General features: G+C 64.3%; 15 protein-coding genes. 6 read left to right on the forward strand and 9 right to left on the reverse strand.

From position 1 onward, the window contains the following. Positions 1 to 49: 49 nt before the first annotated feature. From BFX80_RS00345 to tkt, 8 genes are all read right to left on the reverse strand, one after another. Positions 50 to 886: an ATP-grasp domain-containing protein gene (locus tag BFX80_RS00345; RefSeq protein ID WP_084207730.1), complete on the reverse strand. Its 837-nt coding sequence runs from the start codon at positions 884 to 886 to the stop codon at positions 50 to 52. A gap of 139 nt (positions 887 to 1025) precedes the next feature. Beyond that, positions 1026 to 1946 (reverse strand): nuclease-related domain-containing protein, encoded by a 921-nt coding sequence (locus BFX80_RS00350; protein WP_077379925.1) that lies wholly within the window; start codon positions 1944 to 1946, stop codon positions 1026 to 1028. Positions 1947 to 1980: 34 nt separating this feature from the next. Then, positions 1981 to 2430 carry a YbaY family lipoprotein gene (locus BFX80_RS00355; RefSeq protein WP_084207731.1) on the reverse strand — a complete coding sequence of 150 codons (450 nt, stop codon included), beginning with the start codon at positions 2428 to 2430 and terminating at the stop codon, positions 1981 to 1983. Positions 2431 to 2504: 74 nt separating this feature from the next. Beyond that, positions 2505 to 2879 carry a translation initiation factor Sui1 gene (locus tag BFX80_RS00360; protein WP_084207732.1) on the reverse strand — a complete coding sequence of 125 codons (375 nt, stop codon included), beginning with the start codon at positions 2877 to 2879 and terminating at the stop codon, positions 2505 to 2507. Positions 2880 to 3033: 154 nt separating this feature from the next. Continuing rightward, positions 3034 to 4098, reverse strand: coding sequence for a class II fructose-bisphosphate aldolase (fba, locus tag BFX80_RS00365; protein WP_077379931.1), 1065 nt, complete (start codon positions 4096 to 4098; stop codon positions 3034 to 3036). Between the two features lie 181 nt (positions 4099 to 4279). Beyond that, on the reverse strand, positions 4280 to 5443 hold the full coding sequence (locus BFX80_RS00370) for a phosphoglycerate kinase (RefSeq protein WP_084207733.1): 1164 nt from the start codon (positions 5441 to 5443) through the stop codon (positions 4280 to 4282). Further along, the gene (locus BFX80_RS00375) at positions 5440 to 6576 is read right to left on the reverse strand and encodes a type I glyceraldehyde-3-phosphate dehydrogenase (protein WP_077379935.1); all 1137 of its coding nucleotides are present in this window, start codon (positions 6574 to 6576) and stop codon (positions 5440 to 5442) included. The genes BFX80_RS00370 and BFX80_RS00375 overlap by 4 nt, the downstream gene beginning before the upstream one ends. 435 nt (positions 6577 to 7011) lie before the next feature. After that, a complete protein-coding gene (tkt, locus tag BFX80_RS00380; protein WP_077379937.1) occupies positions 7012 to 9006 on the reverse strand; it encodes a transketolase in 1995 nt (664 codons plus the stop codon). A gap of 446 nt (positions 9007 to 9452) precedes the next feature. Here tkt and metK point away from each other — a divergent pair, with 446 nt between their 5' ends. The 3 genes from metK to BFX80_RS00395 all read left to right on the forward strand — a co-directional run bounded on the left by metK (position 9453) and on the right by BFX80_RS00395 (position 12781). After that, on the forward strand, positions 9453 to 10673 hold the full coding sequence (metK, locus tag BFX80_RS00385; RefSeq protein WP_077379939.1) for a methionine adenosyltransferase: 1221 nt from the start codon (positions 9453 to 9455) through the stop codon (positions 10671 to 10673). Between the two features lie 176 nt (positions 10674 to 10849). Further along, positions 10850 to 11353, forward strand: a complete 504-nt coding sequence (locus BFX80_RS00390) for a M48 metallopeptidase family protein (protein ID WP_077379941.1) — start codon at positions 10850 to 10852, stop codon at positions 11351 to 11353. A 156-nt stretch (positions 11354 to 11509) separates the two neighbouring features. Further along, positions 11510 to 12781 carry a cation:proton antiporter gene (locus tag BFX80_RS00395; protein ID WP_077379943.1) on the forward strand — a complete coding sequence of 424 codons (1272 nt, stop codon included), beginning with the start codon at positions 11510 to 11512 and terminating at the stop codon, positions 12779 to 12781. A gap of 99 nt (positions 12782 to 12880) precedes the next feature. Here BFX80_RS00395 and BFX80_RS00400 read toward each other — a convergent pair whose 3' ends face one another. Beyond that, positions 12881 to 13621 (reverse strand): aspartate/glutamate racemase family protein, encoded by a 741-nt coding sequence (locus BFX80_RS00400; RefSeq protein ID WP_084207734.1) that lies wholly within the window; start codon positions 13619 to 13621, stop codon positions 12881 to 12883. Between the two features lie 393 nt (positions 13622 to 14014). Here BFX80_RS00400 and BFX80_RS00405 point away from each other — a divergent pair, with 393 nt between their 5' ends. The 3 genes from BFX80_RS00405 to BFX80_RS00415 all read left to right on the forward strand — a co-directional run bounded on the left by BFX80_RS00405 (position 14015) and on the right by BFX80_RS00415 (position 17882). After that, on the forward strand, positions 14015 to 15490 hold the full coding sequence (locus BFX80_RS00405) for an NCS1 family nucleobase:cation symporter-1 (protein WP_077379947.1): 1476 nt from the start codon (positions 14015 to 14017) through the stop codon (positions 15488 to 15490). A gap of 210 nt (positions 15491 to 15700) precedes the next feature. Further along, a complete protein-coding gene (locus tag BFX80_RS00410) occupies positions 15701 to 16849 on the forward strand; it encodes a GGDEF domain-containing protein (protein ID WP_167592949.1) in 1149 nt (382 codons plus the stop codon). Between the two features lie 139 nt (positions 16850 to 16988). Further along, positions 16989 to 17882, forward strand: a complete 894-nt coding sequence (locus BFX80_RS00415; RefSeq protein ID WP_084207735.1) for a UDP-2,3-diacylglucosamine diphosphatase — start codon at positions 16989 to 16991, stop codon at positions 17880 to 17882. Position 17883: the final 1 nt, after the last annotated feature.

Below are 17883 nucleotides of genomic sequence, written 5' to 3' on the forward strand. Positions count from 1 at the left end.
GGCTTTCTATCGTCTGGATGATGGGCTGGTGAGTCTCAGGGGCGATGACTCAGGCGGTTTCCTGCAGTGTCTCGCTGCGGGAGCGGCGCGGTGTCAGCACCGGCGGCGTCGGGTCCTTGTCGTCATTGTCGAGGGCCAGATAGCGACTGATGGCGGCACCGATACGCCGTGAACTGTCCTGAATGCCCTGGTTGCCGAACAGACGATTGAACTCGAAGACCATCGGATGGCCATCGACCATCGCGATATCGAAGCCGGCGTGGTCGACACTCAGCGCCTCGGCCAGCTGCAGCGCCAGCTCGATGGCGGGCGCCGGGATGTTGTCATAGGCCGTCTCGCCGCCCTGACTGACATTGGAGCGATAGCCGCCCAGCGGCGTGACGCGCCAGTAGGCAGTGATGACTTCGCCACCGACCACCACGATGCGCAGGTCACGATCGATATCAAGCCGCGGCTGGGCATACAGCACCGGGTGCTCGGCTGCGTGGGCTTCCAGCTCGCCACGTGACTGGATCAGCTTCACCCCGGCCCCCATGGAGCTCTTCACTTCCTTGACGATCAGCGGATAGCCGAAGCGTGCCTCGATGTCGTCGATTGCCTGACGGCTGGCACCCCGAATCTCGGTGGGCGGCACATTGTCCGGGCAGATGGCCTGAAAGACGCGCGTCTGCTCGACCTTGTCGTGGCCGATGGCGTAGCTGGGCAGGCTCGGGAAGATGCGTTTTCCCAGGCCGTAGACCAGGGTGGTGATCTGCCAGTATTCGGGAAACAGCAGGATGTCAGCGGCGCGGATCTCGTCGAGGTGATCCAGCATGCGTTCCGGCTTGATGTAGCGAACGCCGGCGATACCGAGGGTGCGAAATGCGTCGAAGGTGATGAGTTTCATGGGGGATATGTCGCCAGAAGCGCCATCATTGCGATGGCGCGATCAAGGAGCCAGGGCTGGACCGGCGCGTATTTAACGTCGCGCCGGCCCGCTTGGCAAGTCCTTGTGACGGGCGGATGGGAGACCGCCAGTCGCTGGCCTAGGGCGTTTCCATGCGTTCGGCCTGTACCCGCAGCAGAATCGCCTCGTTGATGCGCTGCTTGAGTGCCTCATCCAGCGCCGGGCAGCCATCCTCCGGGGTCATGCAATGGGTGCTGAGCCACTCGGCCAGCCCTTCGCCATTGACGACGTCCGGGTCGCCCTTGCGCTGTTCACCACGCCGGATGATCTGCCAGCCCGGCAGCGCCAGAATGCCGTGTACCGGTACCTCGACACCACACTCGCGCTTGAGCCAGGCGGCAGTCCAGTCACGCGCGACGCGTGTCTCGCGCAGCGGCTTGCGCTCGCGCCCGCCGGGGAAGTGCAGGCGCCCATCCTCCAGCTTGACCTCGTTCTTGATCGCTCCCAGAGCATCCAGCGGACGCGAGCGCGCCTTGGTGCGGATGGCATAGGCACCGAGCGGCGTGAGCACCAGATGGTCGATATGGAAGCCGTCGGCGGGGACGTCATGATAGACCACGCTGCTCAACTGCTCCGGGCGAATGAGCTGATCCAGCTCCTGGCCGATGGACAGCTCGCAGGCCAGCCCCAGCTTCAACTTGCGGATGCGCTGGAAGTGGCGGGTGAGGCGCAGCGCGAAGATCAGCACGAACAGCGCGCAGGCCAGTCCATAGCCCGCCCACTCCAGCCAGTTCTGCTCTTCGCCGAACACCATGCGTCCCATGCCATAGATCAGCGGGCTCAGTGTGATGAGCGGTCCCAGTGCGCCATCGAGAAACAATGACTGGAAGGCGTCATCGAGGCGGTCTCGCAGGCTCTGGCCCGGCTCGCGCAGCTGGCGGCGGGTCAGGGGTGACTGGATGCGGCGCTCATGCAGGCCGCGCATGCCCAGCACCACCAGCGCGATGGCGCCCAGCGGGGTGAGAAAGAAGACAGGTAACAGGTATTCCAGCCAATCCATCGGGATGTCCTATCTACAGGAGAGGGGAGCGTATTCAGTGGCCCAGCGCACGTGGCAGCGGCACGATCGGCACCTCGACCTCACCCTGCGCTGCGTTGTGGGTAGTGTCCAGTACCGGCACCACACTGTCATTGATCCAGTACAGCTTGCCGTCACTGCGCACGTCGGCCTGCAGTGCATAGCGATGGCCATCCTCGATGGCATTGCGATCATATTGCAGGCTGACCGGGAAAGGCCCCTGGCGCAGACCGCCGAAGCGGGTGCTGGCGATCAGGTTGGCCGGTGCATCGGCTCTGGAGATATCCACCAGGCGGACCTCCAGCAGCGCATCACCCGGTGCCTGGAAGGCCTGCTGTGGCACCACGCGTGCCTCCAGCTGAGCGAAGTCAGGGCCGGTCATGCAGCCCGCCAGCCCCAGCGTGCCGAGCAGCAGTGCGCCGATGGCCAGAGAGCGGGAAAGATGAGGCATGGAGAGTTTCAGCATGGAGGTCCCTTGTGCGGTCGGCGATACGCCGCCAACCGAGATGTCTGATGAGACGGATGCCGGGGCGTGCAGGTTCAGCCGCCGGCCAGCTTGACGGTATAGCCGCGTCGCGTCAGCTCGGTCTTGAGCGTCTCGCGGTGATCGCCCTGGATCTCCACGATACCGTCCTTGAGGCTGCCGCCGGTGCCACACCGCTGCTTGAGAGTCTTGGCAAGCGCCTTGAGTTCCTTCTCCGCCAGCGGAATCCCGCTCACGGTGGTCACGCCCTTGCCCTTGCGGCCGCTGGTCTCGCGGCGGATACGCACCACGCCATCGAGGCTGTCGAGCCGTTCGCGCTCGGCGAGGTCCGCGCACTCGCAGTCGGCTTCGGCGCGGCGGCATTCGGGGCAGGTGGCGCCGTGTTCAGTGGAATAGACAAGCCCGGAAAGTTGATCCTTGAGCGAGGCCATGATGTCTCCTGCGGTACCAGAAAAATGATGCGTTGTCGGCGGTGTCTGAGGAAAGGATACCCGTGCGCGTCGGCAGCGGCACCCTGATGCGTCAAAAAAAGGCGGCCCCTGCGGGCCGCCTTTCGTTCATGCCGTCGTGCGCATGGCCGTCAGATCAGTTGATCTTCGGGTCCAGCTCGCCACGGTGGTAACGCTCGAACATCGCTTCGAGGTTGATCGGGTCGATCTTGCTGCCGTGGCCGGCAGCACCGAAGGCTTCGTAGCGTGCGATGCAGATGTCGCGCATCGCCTTCACGGATTCCTTCAGGTACTTGCGCGGGTCGAATTCAGACGGGTTCTGGGCCATGAAACGACGGATGGAGCCGGTGGAGGCGAGGCGCAGGTCGGTATCGACGTTGATCTTGCGCACACCGTGCTTGATGCCTTCGACGATCTCGTCGACCGGAACCCCGTAGGTTTCCGGAATCTTGCCACCGTATTCGTTGATGATTTCCAGCCAGTCCTGCGGCACGGAGGAAGAGCCGTGCATCACCAGGTGAGTCTCGGGGATGCGGGCGTGGATTTCCTTGATGCGCTGGATGGACAGGGTGTCACCCGTCGGCGGCTTGGTGAACTTGTAGGCGCCGTGGGAGGTGCCGATGGCGATGGCCAGGGCATCGACGTGGGTCTTCTTGACGAAGTCGGCGGCTTCTTCGGGGTCGGTCAGCATCTGGTCGTGATCCAGCTTGCCTTCGGCACCGATGCCATCTTCTTCACCGGCCATGCCGGTTTCCAGCGAGCCGAGGCAACCCAGTTCGCCTTCGACGGACACGCCACAGGCATGCGCCATCTCGACGGTGCGACGGGTCACATCGACGTTGTATTCGTAGCTTGTCGGGGTCTTGCCATCTTCCCCCAGCGAACCGTCCATCATCACCGAGCTGAAGCCCAGCTGGATGGAGCGCTGGCAGACGGCTGGCGAGGTGCCGTGATCCTGGTGCATGACCACCGGGATATGCGGGAATTCCTCGATCGCGGCCAGAATCAGGTGGCGAAGGAACGGCGCGCCGGCGTATTTGCGAGCGCCTGCAGAGGCCTGGACGATCACCGGAGAGTCGGTGTGGTCGGCGGCTTCCATGATGGCGCGCATCTGCTCGAGGTTGTTGACGTTGAACGCGGGAATGCCGTATCCGTACTCGGCTGCGTGGTCCAACATCTGGCGCATGCTGATCAATGCCATGACATCACCTGTCTTCTTGGGGAATGGAAAAGGGAGTAGCGTCTGGCCACCCTGTGCCGCAGGCAGAGGATGGCCCTGTTACCGTGACCCAGTTACCGGGTACCCCGGGCATGTGGCTGGCTCAGGGTACCGGGACAGTCGATGAGGACCTTGTCGCTGCGCCATTCGAGCGCAGCCCGGGTCAGCTTGCAGCGGCTTCCAATGCCGCCACGGCCGGTAGCGTCTTGCCTTCCACGTACTCGAGGAAGGCACCGCCACCGGTAGAAATGTAGGACACGCGGGACTCGACAGCGTATTTGTCGATGGCCGCCAGGGTGTCCCCGCCGCCAGCGATGGAGAAGGCGTCGCTCTCGGCGATGGCCATGGCCAGCTTCTCGGTACCGTTGGCGAACTGGTCGATCTCGAACACGCCCACCGGGCCGTTCCACAGAATGGTGCCGGCATCCTTGAGCAGCGCCCCGAAGCGGGAGGCGGTGTCCGGGCCGATATCCAGAATCATCTCGTCATCACGCACGTCGGCAACGTCACGCACGATGGCCTCGGCCTTGTCGGAGAACTCGGTGGCCACGACGACGTCGGTGGGCAGCGGGATCTCGACCTTGTCCATCAGCGCGCGAGCGGTCTCCAGCAGGTCAGCCTCGTAGAGCGACTTGCCGACGTTGTAACCGGCGGCGGCGATGAAGGTGTTGGCGATGCCGCCACCGACGATCAGCTGATGGCACTTGTCGGACAGCGCCTTGAGCACGTCCAGCTTGGTGGAGACCTTGGAGCCGCCGACGATGGCGACCATCGGCGCGCGCGGCGCGGCGAGTGCCTTCTCGAGGGCTTCCAGCTCGGCAGCCAGCAGCGGGCCGGCGCAGGCGTCCGGGGCGAAGCGTGCCACGCCATGGGTGGAGGCCTGGGCGCGGTGCGCAGTGCCGAAGGCGTCCATCACGTAGATGTCGCACAGGGCGGCGTAGGCGCGAGACAGCGCTTCATCGTCCTTCTTCTCGCCGGCATTGAAGCGCACGTTTTCCAGCAGTACGACCTCGCCCTCGGCGACGTCCGGTGCCGTATCGAGATAGTCGGTGATCAGACGCACCGGGCTGCCCAGCAGCTCGCCCAGGTGTGCCGCGACCGGTGCCAGAGAGAACTGCTCTTCCGGCTGCCCTTCGGTGGGACGGCCCAGATGGCTCATCAGCATGACGCGCGCTCCCGCATCGCGGGCCGCCGTGATGGTCGGCAGGCTGGCGCGGATACGCGCGTCGCTGGTCACCTGACCATTGCGAACCGGCACGTTGAGATCTTCGCGGATCAGCACGCGTTTGCCTGACAGGTCGAGGGCGGTCATCGTTTGCACGTTCATGACGGGTTCCTTGGTCGTGAATCGGTGGAGAGAGCTCCCGTCGCCAGAGGCGTTGTCATCTCGCAGGCGTGCCAATGGGTGGCGACGTCCAGCATGCGATTGGCAAAGCCCCATTCGTTGTCGAACCAGCACAGCATCTTGATCAGCCGGCCGCCGGCAACACGGGTCTGGGTCGCATCCACGATACCCGAGCGCGGATCGTGGTTGAAGTCGATGGACGCCGTCGGCTCCTCGCTCAACCCCATCAGGCCCTGCAGGCGTCGTGCGCAGGCTTCGCGCAGCAGGTCATTGACCTCGTCCGCGCTCACGTCGCGCTTCACCTCGATGGACATGTCCATGCAGGACACGTTGATGGTCGGCACCCGCAGGTGCAGACACTCGAAGCGTCCTTCCAGATGCGGCATCAGGCGGTTGATGCCCTTGGCCAGCCCCGTATCCACCGGCACGATCGAACTCATTGCGGAGCGCGTCAGGCGCAGGTCCGTCTGGTGGTAGGCGTCGATCACCGGCTGGTCGTTCATCGCCGAATGCACCGTGGTGGTGACGCCACGCTCCAGCCCGAAGGCCTGCTCCAGCACCGTGAGGATCGGGATCAGGCAATTGGTCGTACACGACGCCGCCGAGACGATGCGCATGCCGCCAGCGTCCTGCCCTGTCCCGGCGGGGGCCAGCGCCGACTGGTTGATGCCGCACACGATGGTGGCATCGACATCGGCGTCGGTATCGCCGGGCTGGGAGAACAGCAGCCGTCCCGCGCCTGCCGATAGATGGCGCTCGGCGGTGGCGCGGTCCTTGAAGCTGCCTGAGCACTCCAGGACCAGGTCAATCCCCAGTGCCCGCCAGGGCAGGCAGTCTGGATTGGCCTCGGACAGGATGCTGATCGCATGGCCGTTGACGACCAGCTGGCCGTCGCGCTGCTCCACCGTGCCGGGGAAGCGGCCATGGGTGGTGTCGTAGCGTGTCAGATAGGTGATGGTGTCCAGGTCTGACAGCTCGTTGATCGCCACCACTTCCAGTGGCAGCGTCTCGCCACGTGCTTCACGTTCCACCAGCGCTCTCAGCACACACTGACCGATGCGTCCGTAGCCATTGATGGCCACTCGCAAGGGGGCGTTCCCCTGGCGAAGACGCATGCTGGCCTCCTGGGAGGCGTCGGAGGTGGGCAGAGGGGACTGATGGCTCAATGAGGTCTCGTTCCGAGTGTTTTTCAGGGGGTCCATGGTAGCGCATCGCTTTGCTGGGCGGAGGGAGCGAAAGGCGCGCAAGCGCCTGATTTCTGGTTTTTTTCGTCTAAGAACACGTAGTCACACTACCCAACTGGAGGGGTTGTGTAGTCGCCATCCACGCTGTCTGTCGAGGGCTGGATCGCCGGAGAATGACCGTTCATGCAGGATGAATCGTGTCATCAAGCTGTGAGTGACATGGAGTGCGTCGACTACAGGCGACAGCCGGTGACGGTGGAGGGCTTCTCGAGTGTCGCACAGACGAAAACGCCGCCGCTCCCAGCGGGAGGCGGCGGCGTCGATCTGCGTCTCACTCCGTCATCGACGGGGTGAGTCAGGCGGTGATCAGCCCAGCAGCGTGTTGGCGCGTTCGACCACGTTCTCGACCGTGAAGCCGAAGTGCTTGAACAGGTCGCCAGCCGGCGCGGATTCCCCGAAGGTCTCCATGCCGATGATGTCGCCGTTCAGGCCGACATACTTGAACCAGTAGTCACGATGCCCGGCTTCGATCGCCACGCGCGCGGTGACGGAGGACGGCAGCACGGATTCGCGGTATTCCGCGTCCTGGGCATCGAACAGGTCGGTGGCCGGCATGGACACGACACGCACGGCGCGACCGGCGGCTTCCAGCTCGGCGGCGGCATCCATCGCCAGACCGACTTCGGAGCCGGTGGCGATCAGGATCAGTTCCGGCTGGCCGTTGGCGGCGTCCTTCAGCACGTAACCGCCACGGCTGATGTTGGCCAGCTGGGCCTTGTCGCGGTTCTGGTGCGGCAGGTTCTGACGCGACAGGATCAGCGCGGTCGGGCCGGAGTGACGCTTGATGGCCGCATCCCAGGCGGCTGCGGTCTCCACGGCATCCGCCGGACGCCAGGTGGACAGGTTCGGCGTGGTGCGCAGGCTGGTCAGCTGCTCGATCGGCTGGTGCGTCGGGCCATCTTCGCCCAGACCGATGGAGTCGTGGGTGAAGACGTAGACGGCCTGCTGACCCATCAGGGCGGCCATGCGAACGGCGTTGCGCATGTACTCCATGAAGATCAGGAAGGTCGCGCCGTACGGGATGAAGCCGCCGTGCAGACCGGCGCCGTTCATGATCGCACCCATGCCGAACTCACGCACACCGTAGTGCAGGTAGTTGCCGCTGAAGTCTTCGCGGGTGATCGCCTGGGCGCCCTTCCAGAAGGTCAGGTTGGACGGGGCGAGGTCGGCGCTGCCGCCGAGCAGTTCCGGCAGCTGCGGGCCGAGCTGGTTCAGGCACTCGAAGGAGGCCTTGCGCGATGCCGGGCTGTCGCCGGCGGCCTGAGCGTCCTCGATCATCTTCTCGCTGCTCAGGGCGTGCGGCAGCTTGCCTTCCAGACGACGGGTGAACTCGGCGGCCAGTTCCGGGTGCGCGTCGGCGTAACGGGCGAAGCGCGCATCCCAGTCACTCTCGAGCTTGGCGCCGCGCTCGCTGGCATCCCAGCCCTGATAGATGTCTTCCGGGATGTGGAAGGGTGCGTGGGTCCAGCCCAGCTTCTCGCGGGTCGCCGCGACTTCGTCGTCACCCAGCGGAGCGCCGTGGCAGGACTCGGTGCCTTCCTTGTTCGGGGAGCCGAAGCCGATGACGGTCTTGCAGATGATCAGGCTCGGCTTGTCGTCGTGGCTCTTGGCCAGGGCGATGGCGGCGTTGATCTCTTCCGGCTTGTGGCCGTCGACGTTGGCCACGACGTGCCAGCCATAGGCTTCGAAGCGCTTGGCGGTGTCATCGGTGAACCAGCCTTCGACTTCCCCATCGATGGAGATGCCGTTGTCGTCATACAGGGCGATCAGCTTGCCCAGACCCAGGGTGCCGGCCAGCGAGCCGACCTCATGGGAGATGCCTTCCATCAGGCAGCCGTCGCCCAGGAAGCACCAGGTGGTGTGGTCGACGACGGTGTGGCCCGGACGGTTGAACTGCGCCGCCAGTGTCTTCTCGGCGATCGCCATGCCCACGGCATTGGCCAGCCCCTGGCCCAGCGGGCCGGTGGTGGTCTCGATACCCGGCGCATAACCGTATTCCGGGTGACCGGCGGTCTTGGAATGCAGTTGGCGGAAGTTCTGCAGATCTTCAAGGCTCAGCTGGTAGCCCGTGAGGTGCAGCAGGGAGTAGAGCAGCATGGAGCCGTGGCCGTTGGACAGCACGAAGCGGTCACGGTCGGCCCAGTTCGGGTTGGCCGGGTTGTGCTTGAGGTGGTCGTTCCAGAGCACTTCAGCGATGTCGGCCATGCCCATGGGGGCGCCGGGGTGGCCAGACTTGGCCTTCTGAACGGCGTCCATGGAAAGTGCACGGATGGCGTTGGCCAGGTCAAAACGGGAAGGCATGCAATAGCTCCTCGCCTGCGGGGCGTCAAGAGTGTGGCAATGAATCACGGCGTTCTGCCTGTGGTGCGCAGCGCGCCGGAAAGGACAGTGCGTCGCGTGAACCTTGTGCGTACGAAGCTTCGCCCGTACGCGATCTCCGGGCCAGTATTGTCACCGAGATGACGGGGCGCGGCAAATCGCATCCGGGCCCCGCAGCCGTCCATGCGTCTTGCTGACTTATGCCGGTTGGTGTCCTTCTTGTGGCAAAAAGGTCTCGAAACGGCCGTCGTGCAGTCCGCATGGCGCTAGGCACTCACATAAGTGGCGTGTAAACTCGCCCCCCCGAGGCCGGGCCGTCTGTGTCAGTCCTCAACGTGCGCCGCAAGCGTGTTTCTACTCGGTCTCAAGCAGCCATCTGCCGTCAGTGGCCGAATCATCCCCGCATCCGAAAAGAGGGTCGAGGACCAATGAGCGAATACTCACTCTTCACATCCGAGTCCGTGTCCGAAGGGCACCCGGACAAGATTGCCGACCAGATTTCCGATGCCGTGCTCGATGCCATCATCGCGCGCGACAAGCAGGCACGCGTGGCGTGCGAAACGCTCGTCAAGACAGGCGTGGCCATCGTGGCCGGTGAGATCTCCACCAGCGCGTGGGTCGATCTCGAGGAGCTGGTACGTCGTGTCATCACGGATATCGGCTACACCTCTTCCGATGTCGGTTTCGACGGCGAGACCTGTGGTGTCCTGAACCTGATCGGCAAGCAGAGCGTCGATATCGCCCAGGGCGTCGATCGCACCAAGCCGGAAGATCAGGGCGCGGGCGACCAGGGCCTGATGTTCGGCTATGCCACCAACGAGACCGACTCCTTCATGCCGGCGCCGATCCACTACGCTCACCGTCTGGTGGAGCGTCAGGCGGAACTGCGCAAGAACGGCATGCTGCCGTGGCTGCGTCCGGATGCGAAGAGTCAGGTCACCTTCCGCTACGACGAAGCCGGCAAGCCGGTCGCCGTCGAAGCCGTCGTGCTGTCCACCCAGCATGACCCGGAAGTGTCCCAGGAAGACCTGCGCGCGATGGTCAAGCGCGAGATCATCGAGCAGGTCCTGCCGGCCGAGTGGCTGTCCGAGACCACCGAATACCACATCAACCCGACCGGCAACTTCGTCATCGGTGGCCCGGTGGGTGACTGTGGTCTGACGGGCCGCAAGATCATCGTCGACACCTACGGCGGCATGGCCCGTCACGGTGGTGGTGCCTTCTCCGGCAAGGACCCGTCCAAGGTCGATCGCAGCGCCGCCTATGCCGGTCGTTACGTGGCCAAGAACGTCGTCGCCAGCGGTCTGGCCGACAAGTGCGAGATCCAGGTCTCCTACGCCATCGGTGTCGCCGAGCCGACTTCCGTCTCGATCAACACCTTCGGCACCGGCAAGATCAGCGATGCCAAGATCGTCGAGCTGGTGCGCGAGCACTTCGACCTGCGTCCGTATGCCATCACCACCATGCTGGATCTGGCGCACCCGATGTATCAGCTGACCGCTGCCTACGGCCACTTCGGTCGTGAGCCGTTCGAGCACAGCTACAGCTGGACCGACGTGACCGGCGAGAAGAAGACCGAAACCTTCACCGCCTTCCCGTGGGAAAAGACCGACCGTGCCGCTGGCCTCAAGGCTGCTGCCGGCCTGTAAGGTCGTCAGCTCGACAGGCCTGGCAGGGGAGGGGCATCTCGCCCCCACCGGCTCAGTGTCATGACAGGAAAACCCGCTTCGGCGGGTTTTCCTGTCTCTGGTGGAGCGTTAGCGGCGCGAGCCCGACTGACACGCAGGTCTGACCCTTTGTGGGACAGCAACAGGAGAGAGGCCCAGTGGCTGATCTACGCTATCTCAAGGGCTACGGCCCCGAGATCCAACAGCAGGCGAGTGAACTGCTGGCGTCGGGCAAGACGGCAGCCTTCTTTCTCGCTAGATATCCCGAGCCACATCAGCTGCAGGGGGCCCGTGCGCTGCATGACTACACCATGGCGCTGAAGAATCAGTACCTGCGCAGCTCGGCGCCGATCAGCAAGGTGGTCTATGACGACCGGATTCACGTCATCGACAACGCCCTGGGGCTGCACACCTTCGTGTCGCGGGTGCAGGGCAACAAGCTCAAGGCCAAGCACGAGATCCGCATCTCGTCGTTGTTTCGGCGCCTGCCGGAGCCGCTGCTGAACATGATCGTGGTCCATGAGCTGGCGCATCTGCGCGAGAAGGCCCACGACAAGGCGTTCTATCGACTCTGCTGTCACATGCAGCCGGAGTATCATCAACGTGAGTTCGAGCTGCGTCTCTATCTCTGTCACCGTGAACGTCACGGCGATCTCTGGTAGTCACGGCCAGTGCTGGGAATCACGGCCAGTGCTGGCAGTCACGATCAGCGCTGCTGGCCACGCGAGTGGCTCACCACACCAGCTCGTATGAAAGACGAATGACAAGGACGTCATGCCCGCCAGGGTATCGGCGCCACTGCAAAGGATCGTTTTCGGATGCTCAATCTCGCTGCACTGTTCATTACCATCACTGCCGTGTGCATGTGGTTCAACCACCGGGTCCTGCGCCTGCCCCCGACCATCGGCGTGATGGCCATCGGTCTGGTGCTGTCACTCGGCGTGATCGGGCTGGATCACTTCGCAGTGACCACCGTCGTGGCCGACATCGCGGAAGACTGGCTGGGGCGCATCAACTTCAACAGCCTGCTGATGGACGGCATGCTGTCCTTCCTGCTGTTCGCCGGTGCGCTGCACGTGGATCTCTCGCGTCTGAAGGCCTACCGGCGCTCCATCGGCCTGCTGGCCACGCTGGGCGTGCTGGTCTCGACCCTGGTGATCGGCTCCGCCGCCTGGTGGCTGTTCCAGTGGGCCGGCATCGAGGTGCCCTACCTGTATTGCCTGGTGTTCGGCGCGTTGATCTCGCCCACCGACCCGATCGCCGTGCTCGGCATCATGCGCAGCGCCGGGGCGCCTGCCGACATGGAGATCCGCATCGTCGGCGAGTCACTGTTCAATGATGGCGTGGCGGTGGTGCTGTTCACCGCGCTGTTGAGCGCGGCCTCGGCGGGCAGCGGTGAGGTCGAGCTCGGCCACATGGGGCTCCTGTTCCTCGAGGAAGCCGGCGGCGGGATTCTGCTCGGTCTGGCACTGGGGGCGCTGGTCTATCAGCTGATGCGCAGCATCGACCAGTATCAGGTCGAGGTGATGCTGAGCCTGGCGCTGGTGTTGGGCGGCTACGCGCTGGCCTCGGCGCTGCACGTCTCCGGCCCCATCGCGATGGTGGTGGCGGGGCTGATCATCGGCAACATGGCGCGTGATGGCGCCATGTCCGACAACACCCGCCGCTATCTGGACGGTTTCTGGGAGCTGGTCGACGAGATTCTCAACGCGGTGCTGTTCGTGCTGATCGGCCTCGAGCTGGTGCTGATGCCGATCACCCTGACCTCGATCGGTATCGCCCTGGCGCTGGTGGCGGTCATCCTGCTCTCGCGTCTGGCGCTGATCGGCATTCCGCTGAGCATCTTGCGGCGCTGGTATACCTTCCGGGCCGGCACCACGCGCGTGCTCACCTGGGGGGGACTGCGTGGCGGCATCTCGGTGGCACTGGCCCTGGCGATTCCCGAAGGTGACTTCCGCGAGCCGCTGGTGGTTACCACCTACATCATCGTGCTGTTCTCGATCCTCGTGCAGGGGTTGAGCATCGGCAAGCTGGTGACCGCAGTCGTCGGAGATCGCTCTCGCTCGGAGGCGCCGCACGACCAGCATTGAGTCAGAGCCTGCCAAGAGAAACGCCCCCTCACTGATAGCAGTGAGGGGGCGTTTTCGTTGCTGTCGAGAGAGGCAAGCCAAGGGCATCGCAATGGCGGGTCAGAGGGCGGCCAGCCCCCGGGCAAAGACGCCGCTGAGCGGCTTGGCCTCGCCGCCCGGTGCCGCGCGGGTGACGGCGGGCTGGCGCATCAATGTCAGCAGCAGATCCCGTCCCGCCAGTAGCGGGTCGACCACCGGCAGACCGATATCCCGAGCGATGGCGTCGCGCAGCGGCCCCATCGCGGCGCAGCCCAGCACGATGCTGCCGGCACCGCTCGCCCTGGCCTGCTCACAGCTCTCAAGCAGCGCCTGCGGGGGAGTGCGTGCCTCGGACAGCGCCAGTACCGGGACGTCACAGGCCAGCAGCGCCTTGCACAGCGGACGCATCGCATAGCGCTCCAGCAGCTGCTCGGACATCGGCAGCGTGCTGGTCATGCTGGTGACGATGGCAAAGGAGGGAGCCGCCAGCGTGGCCATGTGCATGGCGGCCTGGGCGATGCCGATCACCGGCACGGGGCTCAGTTCGCGGGCGGCCTCAAGGCCGGGGTCACCGAAGCAGGCCAGCAGATAGCCATCGGCGGGGGGCGTGTCCAGCAGGCCTTCTCTGTCCCGGGTGATCAGACTCAGCAGCGCGACCACCGCCATGGCTTCCTCGACGGCCGTCTCGATGCTGGGGGCGCCATGCTCGGCGGTCAGTACCTCGAGTCGGACGTCGTCCGCGAGCTGTCGTTGCAGCGAGTGCGCCATCTGCTGGCTCATCGCCTGGCTGGTGTTGGGATTGATGACCTTGAGACGCAACATGGCGCGTGTCTCCTGTGATGAGGTTCGGCTGGCGGGAATGGGTGAGACGTTCGAGCAGGGTGGTCAATATGTGAGCAGCATTCGTGCCAGACGGGCAATCACCGCTTCAGCAACGTTCGTTTCATCGTTGGTGCGCTCTGGTGGTGCATATGGCGAATGCAGGGGGAGTCGATGGTGCTTGAGGGGGCAGCGATTTCGGCTTGAGAGGCACTACTGGCAGGAGGTGCAGGCAGAACGGGGGCCGGGGGAAACGCTGGGAGATTGAAAAGCCGCAACATGTGTTTCATTGGCATGCTTGTTGATAGAGGGATAGGCATGGCGAGGCGTGATGCCTCGTGACCGGCCCACGGACGGAACGTCCACTCGGGCACCAAGCCCCCTCTGGAGACAACAATGACACCCCAGACTCCCCCTGACCTGAGCAACGCCAGCAAGCGGCTCATCAACGACGACCTCGCGCCCTGCGAGCAGAACTGGAACTGGTACAACATCTTCTCGTTCTGGATGTCCGACGTGCACAGTGTCGGTGGCTATGTCTTCGCCGCCAGTCTGTTCACCCTGGGCCTGGCCAGCTGGCAGATTCTGGTCTCGATGCTGGTGGGGATTCTGGTGGTGCAGGTGTTCGCCAATCTGATCTCGCGGCCCAGCCAGCAGACGGGGGTACCGTTTCCGGTGGTCTGCCGCCAGTCCTTCGGCATCTATGGCGCCAATATCCCGGCGATCATCCGCGGGCTGATCGCGGTGGTGTGGTACGGCATCCAGACGTATCTGGCGGCACATGCCTTGATGCTGGTGCTGCTGCGTTACGTGCCGTCGCTGGAGGGGCTGACCGAGGTCCAGTACCTCGGCCTCTCGCAGCTTGGCTGGTACTGCTTCCTGTTCATGTGGGTGCTGCAGGCGCTGGTGTTCTGGTGGGGCATGAACGCGGTGCGCCGTTTCATCGATTTCGCCGGACCGGCGGTCTATGTGGTGATGTTCGCGCTGGCGGGCTGGATTGTCTGGCAGGCCGGCTGGGACAACATCAGCTTCACGCTGGGCAGCAAGACACTCTCCGGCAGTGATGCCCTGTGGCAGATGGTGATCGCCGCGGCCCTGGTGGCGGGCTACTTCGCGGGTCCGACGCTCAACTTCGGTGACTTCTCGCGTTACTGCGCCACGCCTGGTGACGTGAAGCGTGGCAACTTCTGGGGCCTGCCGGTCAACTTCCTGCTGTTTGCCGTCATCACCGTGGTAGTGGTGTCCGGCACCCAGCCCATCTTCGGCGAGATGCTGCATGACCCGATGGAGACTGTCGCGCGCATCGACAACGGTGTCGCGGCGGCGCTGGGCATCCTGACCCTGGTGCTGGCGACCATCGGCATCAACATCGTGGCCAACTTCGTGTCACCGGCGTTCGATTTCTCCAATGTGGCGCCGTCGCGCATCAGCTGGCGGATGGGCGGCATGCTCGCCGCCGTCGGCTCCATCTTCATCACGCCGTGGAATCTGTTCAACAATCCGGAAATCATCCAGTACACCGTGGGCATTCTCGCCGCAGCCATCGGCCCGGTGTATGGCGTGATCCTGTTCGATCACTACTTGATCCACAAGGGCGGCATCAACACCCGGGCACTGTTCACCGACAGCGCGCAGGGGGAGTATTTCTTCGAGAAGGGCGTCAATGTCGCGGCGGTCAAGGCGTTGCTGGCCTCCTCGGCGGTGACGCTGGTGATCAGCTTCCTGCCGCTGGGTGACATCACCCACTTCACGCTGTTCATCGGCGGCCTGATGGCGGCAGGGCTGTATGGCATCTTCTCGGGATATTGGCTGGGAGATGCCGCCTCCGCGCGCATCTATGTGCCTGCTGGCTCACGCGGCAAGGTCGTCTGATCGCAGGCGAAAGGCGCGAGTCACGTCGAGACGCTCAGGGCCCGTACCTTCCCGGTATCGGGCCCTGAGTGCATCTCGTCGCCAGGACACGTGGCAGTAGCGTTGGCGGGACGCGAGCCGTCGGGATAGGGGGAGGCTGGCGGCAGGTGTAGCATGAGGCCATGCCCCAGCTTTCCGAGAGGACGTGCCGTGTCGTTCCATGATCACCTCATGCCATGCAGTGAGATGGAGGATGAGGAGTCTCGCCATTATCGGGCGCGACTCAATCATACCTTCGTGCTGTTCGCGATGGCGGGTCTGGCGTGCTTTCTGCTGTTCGATTACTTCCAGGTCCCTGACGCCTGGCCGACCCTGTGGCTCGGGCGCTTTCTGCTTCTCGGTGTCTGTGTGCTGTGTGTGACGCTACTGCGTCGCCAGCCACGTCGACCCGACGATATCGCATTGCTCGGCGCCGTCTGCGCCAATCTGTATTTCTGCTTCGGCGCGACGATGATCCAGGATGCCATCACGCTATCGCTGTGGAACCTGAGCTTCTCGACCTCCATGCTGATCGCCATGCCGGCCTGGCTGGTGTGGGGCTGGCGGTACCAGCTGGTCAGCAGTCTGCCGTTGATACTGGGCTATCTGCCGCTCTTTCTATGGCTGAGCCCGCTCTCGCTCAAGGACCTTGCCGGCGCGGGAGGTGCCTACATGATCGCGACGATGATCATGGCGCCGGCGCTGGCGCACGCTCGCAGCTCCACCTTCCTGCGTACCGTCAAGCTGCGCCGGGCACTGGAGGTGCGCAACGCCGAGCTCAGCCACATGAATCAGCAGCTGCTCACGCAGCAGCATGAGCTGGAATACCGTGCCAACCATGACCTGCTGACCAGCCTGCCCAACCGCCGCTGTGGTCTCGAGTTTCTCGACAGGACGTTGGCCGCCAGCCTGCGAGAACGCCGGTGTCTATCCATCCTGTTCGTGGATGTCGATCGCTTGAAGTACGTCAACGACACCTTTGGCCATCCCCAGGGGGACCGGCTGATCCAGTTGGTCGCCGCAGGCGCGGCACAGGCCGCGGGAGAGGAAGGGATGGCCTGCCGTCTGGGCGGAGACGAGTTTCTGGTCGTGCTGCCCGGGGCCTGCGATATGGCCAGTCAGCAGGCGGCGAATCAGCTGATGCATCACCTGGAGGCGCAACGTCTCGAGGAGCAGATCGCCTTTCCGGTCGAGGTGAGCATCGGGCGGGTCACGCATGACTCGGTACTGCAGGGCGAGATCAGCGTGCAGGATCTCATCCACATCGCGGATGATCGCATGTACCGCCAGAAGCGCGCCGGCCGGCATGCGGTGGTAAAGGGGAGCAATCAGCAGGCGTGAGCGGCGGATTGTCATCGCCCGGTCATGGTCCTGTTATGGAGGCGTCATCGCACGCGGTCACTCTGGTCCGGCAATCCGGGGCGTAGCCATGTCTGTCTGCGCTCGCCGATCCCGAGGTGATTGATCAGAGGTAACTGACATGCCCGTGCCGCACTTCGCTCCCCCGTCTTCTCCGGCGTCTTCTGCAGAGGCGGCGCCACGGCATGCGTCACTCGGCCAGGTGCGGACATTGTTCATCTCGGACGTGCATCTGGGCACGCCGGACTGTCAGGCGGCGCTGCTCGCGAAACTGCTGCGGCGCGTGCGCCCTGAGCGTCTGTATCTGGTCGGCGATATCGTGGATCTGCTGGCGATGCGCAAGCGTGCGGTGCTCGACAAGGACCAGCAGGCGCTGGTGGCGCGGGTACTGCGCCTGGCACGCAGTGGCTGCGAGGTCATCTACATTCCCGGCAATCACGATGCCGCCTTCCGTCGTCTGTGCGGTCTGAAGCTACACAACGTCAGCATCGAGCGGCGCGCGATTCATACCACGGGCAGTGGACGTCGCCTGCTGGTCTCCCACGGCGATGAATTCGATACCCATGTGCGCATCGCGCCGTGGCTGCTCACGCTGGGGGATGGCATGCACGGCTTCATCCTGTCGCTCAATCGCTGGTGCAACCGCGCGCGTGGCATGTTCGGTCTGCCTTACTGGTCGCTGGCCAGCGCGCTCAAGCGCCGCAGTGGCGTCGCCCAGCGCTATGTGGCCCAGTTCGAGGAGGCGGCCATGCGCCAGGCACGTCTCGAAGGCCTGGATGGCTATGTCGGTGGGCATATCCACCAGGCGGGCTTTCGGGTCGAGGATGGCGTGCTCTACTGCAACGACGGCGACTGGGTAGAGCACTGCACTGCGCTGGCGGAAGATGGCGACGGCGCACTGCATCTGATCGACTGGCAGGGGCAGATCATCGAGACGGCGCCGCGTCATGTGATGCCGCGTCAGGCCGTGCCACCTGCCACCGAGGCCGTCACCCCCGAGATGGCCGGGGCCTGAG

Source organism: Cobetia marina (genome assembly GCF_001720485.1).
In the GTDB taxonomy this organism is placed as follows: domain Bacteria; phylum Pseudomonadota; class Gammaproteobacteria; order Pseudomonadales; family Halomonadaceae; genus Cobetia; species Cobetia marina.

Bases quoted from the DNA above. Each gene is read 5' to 3' on its own strand.
- BFX80_RS00395 (WP_077379943.1), top strand. From the start codon at position 11,510: ATGCTCAATCTCGCTGCACTGTTCATTACCATCACTGCCGTGTGCATG.
- BFX80_RS00405 (WP_077379947.1), top strand. From the start codon at position 14,015: ATGACACCCCAGACTCCCCCTGACCTGAGCAACGCCAGCAAGCGGCTC.
- BFX80_RS00375 (WP_077379935.1), bottom strand. From the start codon at position 6,576: ATGCGTCTTCGCCAGGGGAACGCCCCCTTGCGAGTGGCCATCAATGGC.
- BFX80_RS00355 (WP_084207731.1), bottom strand. From the start codon at position 2,430: ATGCTGAAACTCTCCATGCCTCATCTTTCCCGCTCTCTGGCCATCGGC.
- BFX80_RS00360 (WP_084207732.1), bottom strand. From the start codon at position 2,879: ATGGCCTCGCTCAAGGATCAACTTTCCGGGCTTGTCTATTCCACTGAA.
- fba (WP_077379931.1), bottom strand. From the start codon at position 4,098: ATGGCATTGATCAGCATGCGCCAGATGTTGGACCACGCAGCCGAGTAC.
- BFX80_RS00345 (WP_084207730.1), bottom strand. From the start codon at position 886: ATGAAACTCATCACCTTCGACGCATTTCGCACCCTCGGTATCGCCGGC.
- BFX80_RS00415 (WP_084207735.1), top strand. From the start codon at position 16,989: ATGCCCGTGCCGCACTTCGCTCCCCCGTCTTCTCCGGCGTCTTCTGCA.
- metK (WP_077379939.1), top strand. From the start codon at position 9,453: ATGAGCGAATACTCACTCTTCACATCCGAGTCCGTGTCCGAAGGGCAC.
- BFX80_RS00400 (WP_084207734.1), bottom strand. From the start codon at position 13,621: ATGTTGCGTCTCAAGGTCATCAATCCCAACACCAGCCAGGCGATGAGC.
- tkt (WP_077379937.1), bottom strand. From the start codon at position 9,006: ATGCCTTCCCGTTTTGACCTGGCCAACGCCATCCGTGCACTTTCCATG.
- BFX80_RS00410 (WP_167592949.1), top strand. From the start codon at position 15,701: ATGCCATGCAGTGAGATGGAGGATGAGGAGTCTCGCCATTATCGGGCG.
- BFX80_RS00370 (WP_084207733.1), bottom strand. From the start codon at position 5,443: ATGAACGTGCAAACGATGACCGCCCTCGACCTGTCAGGCAAACGCGTG.
- BFX80_RS00350 (WP_077379925.1), bottom strand. From the start codon at position 1,946: ATGGATTGGCTGGAATACCTGTTACCTGTCTTCTTTCTCACCCCGCTG.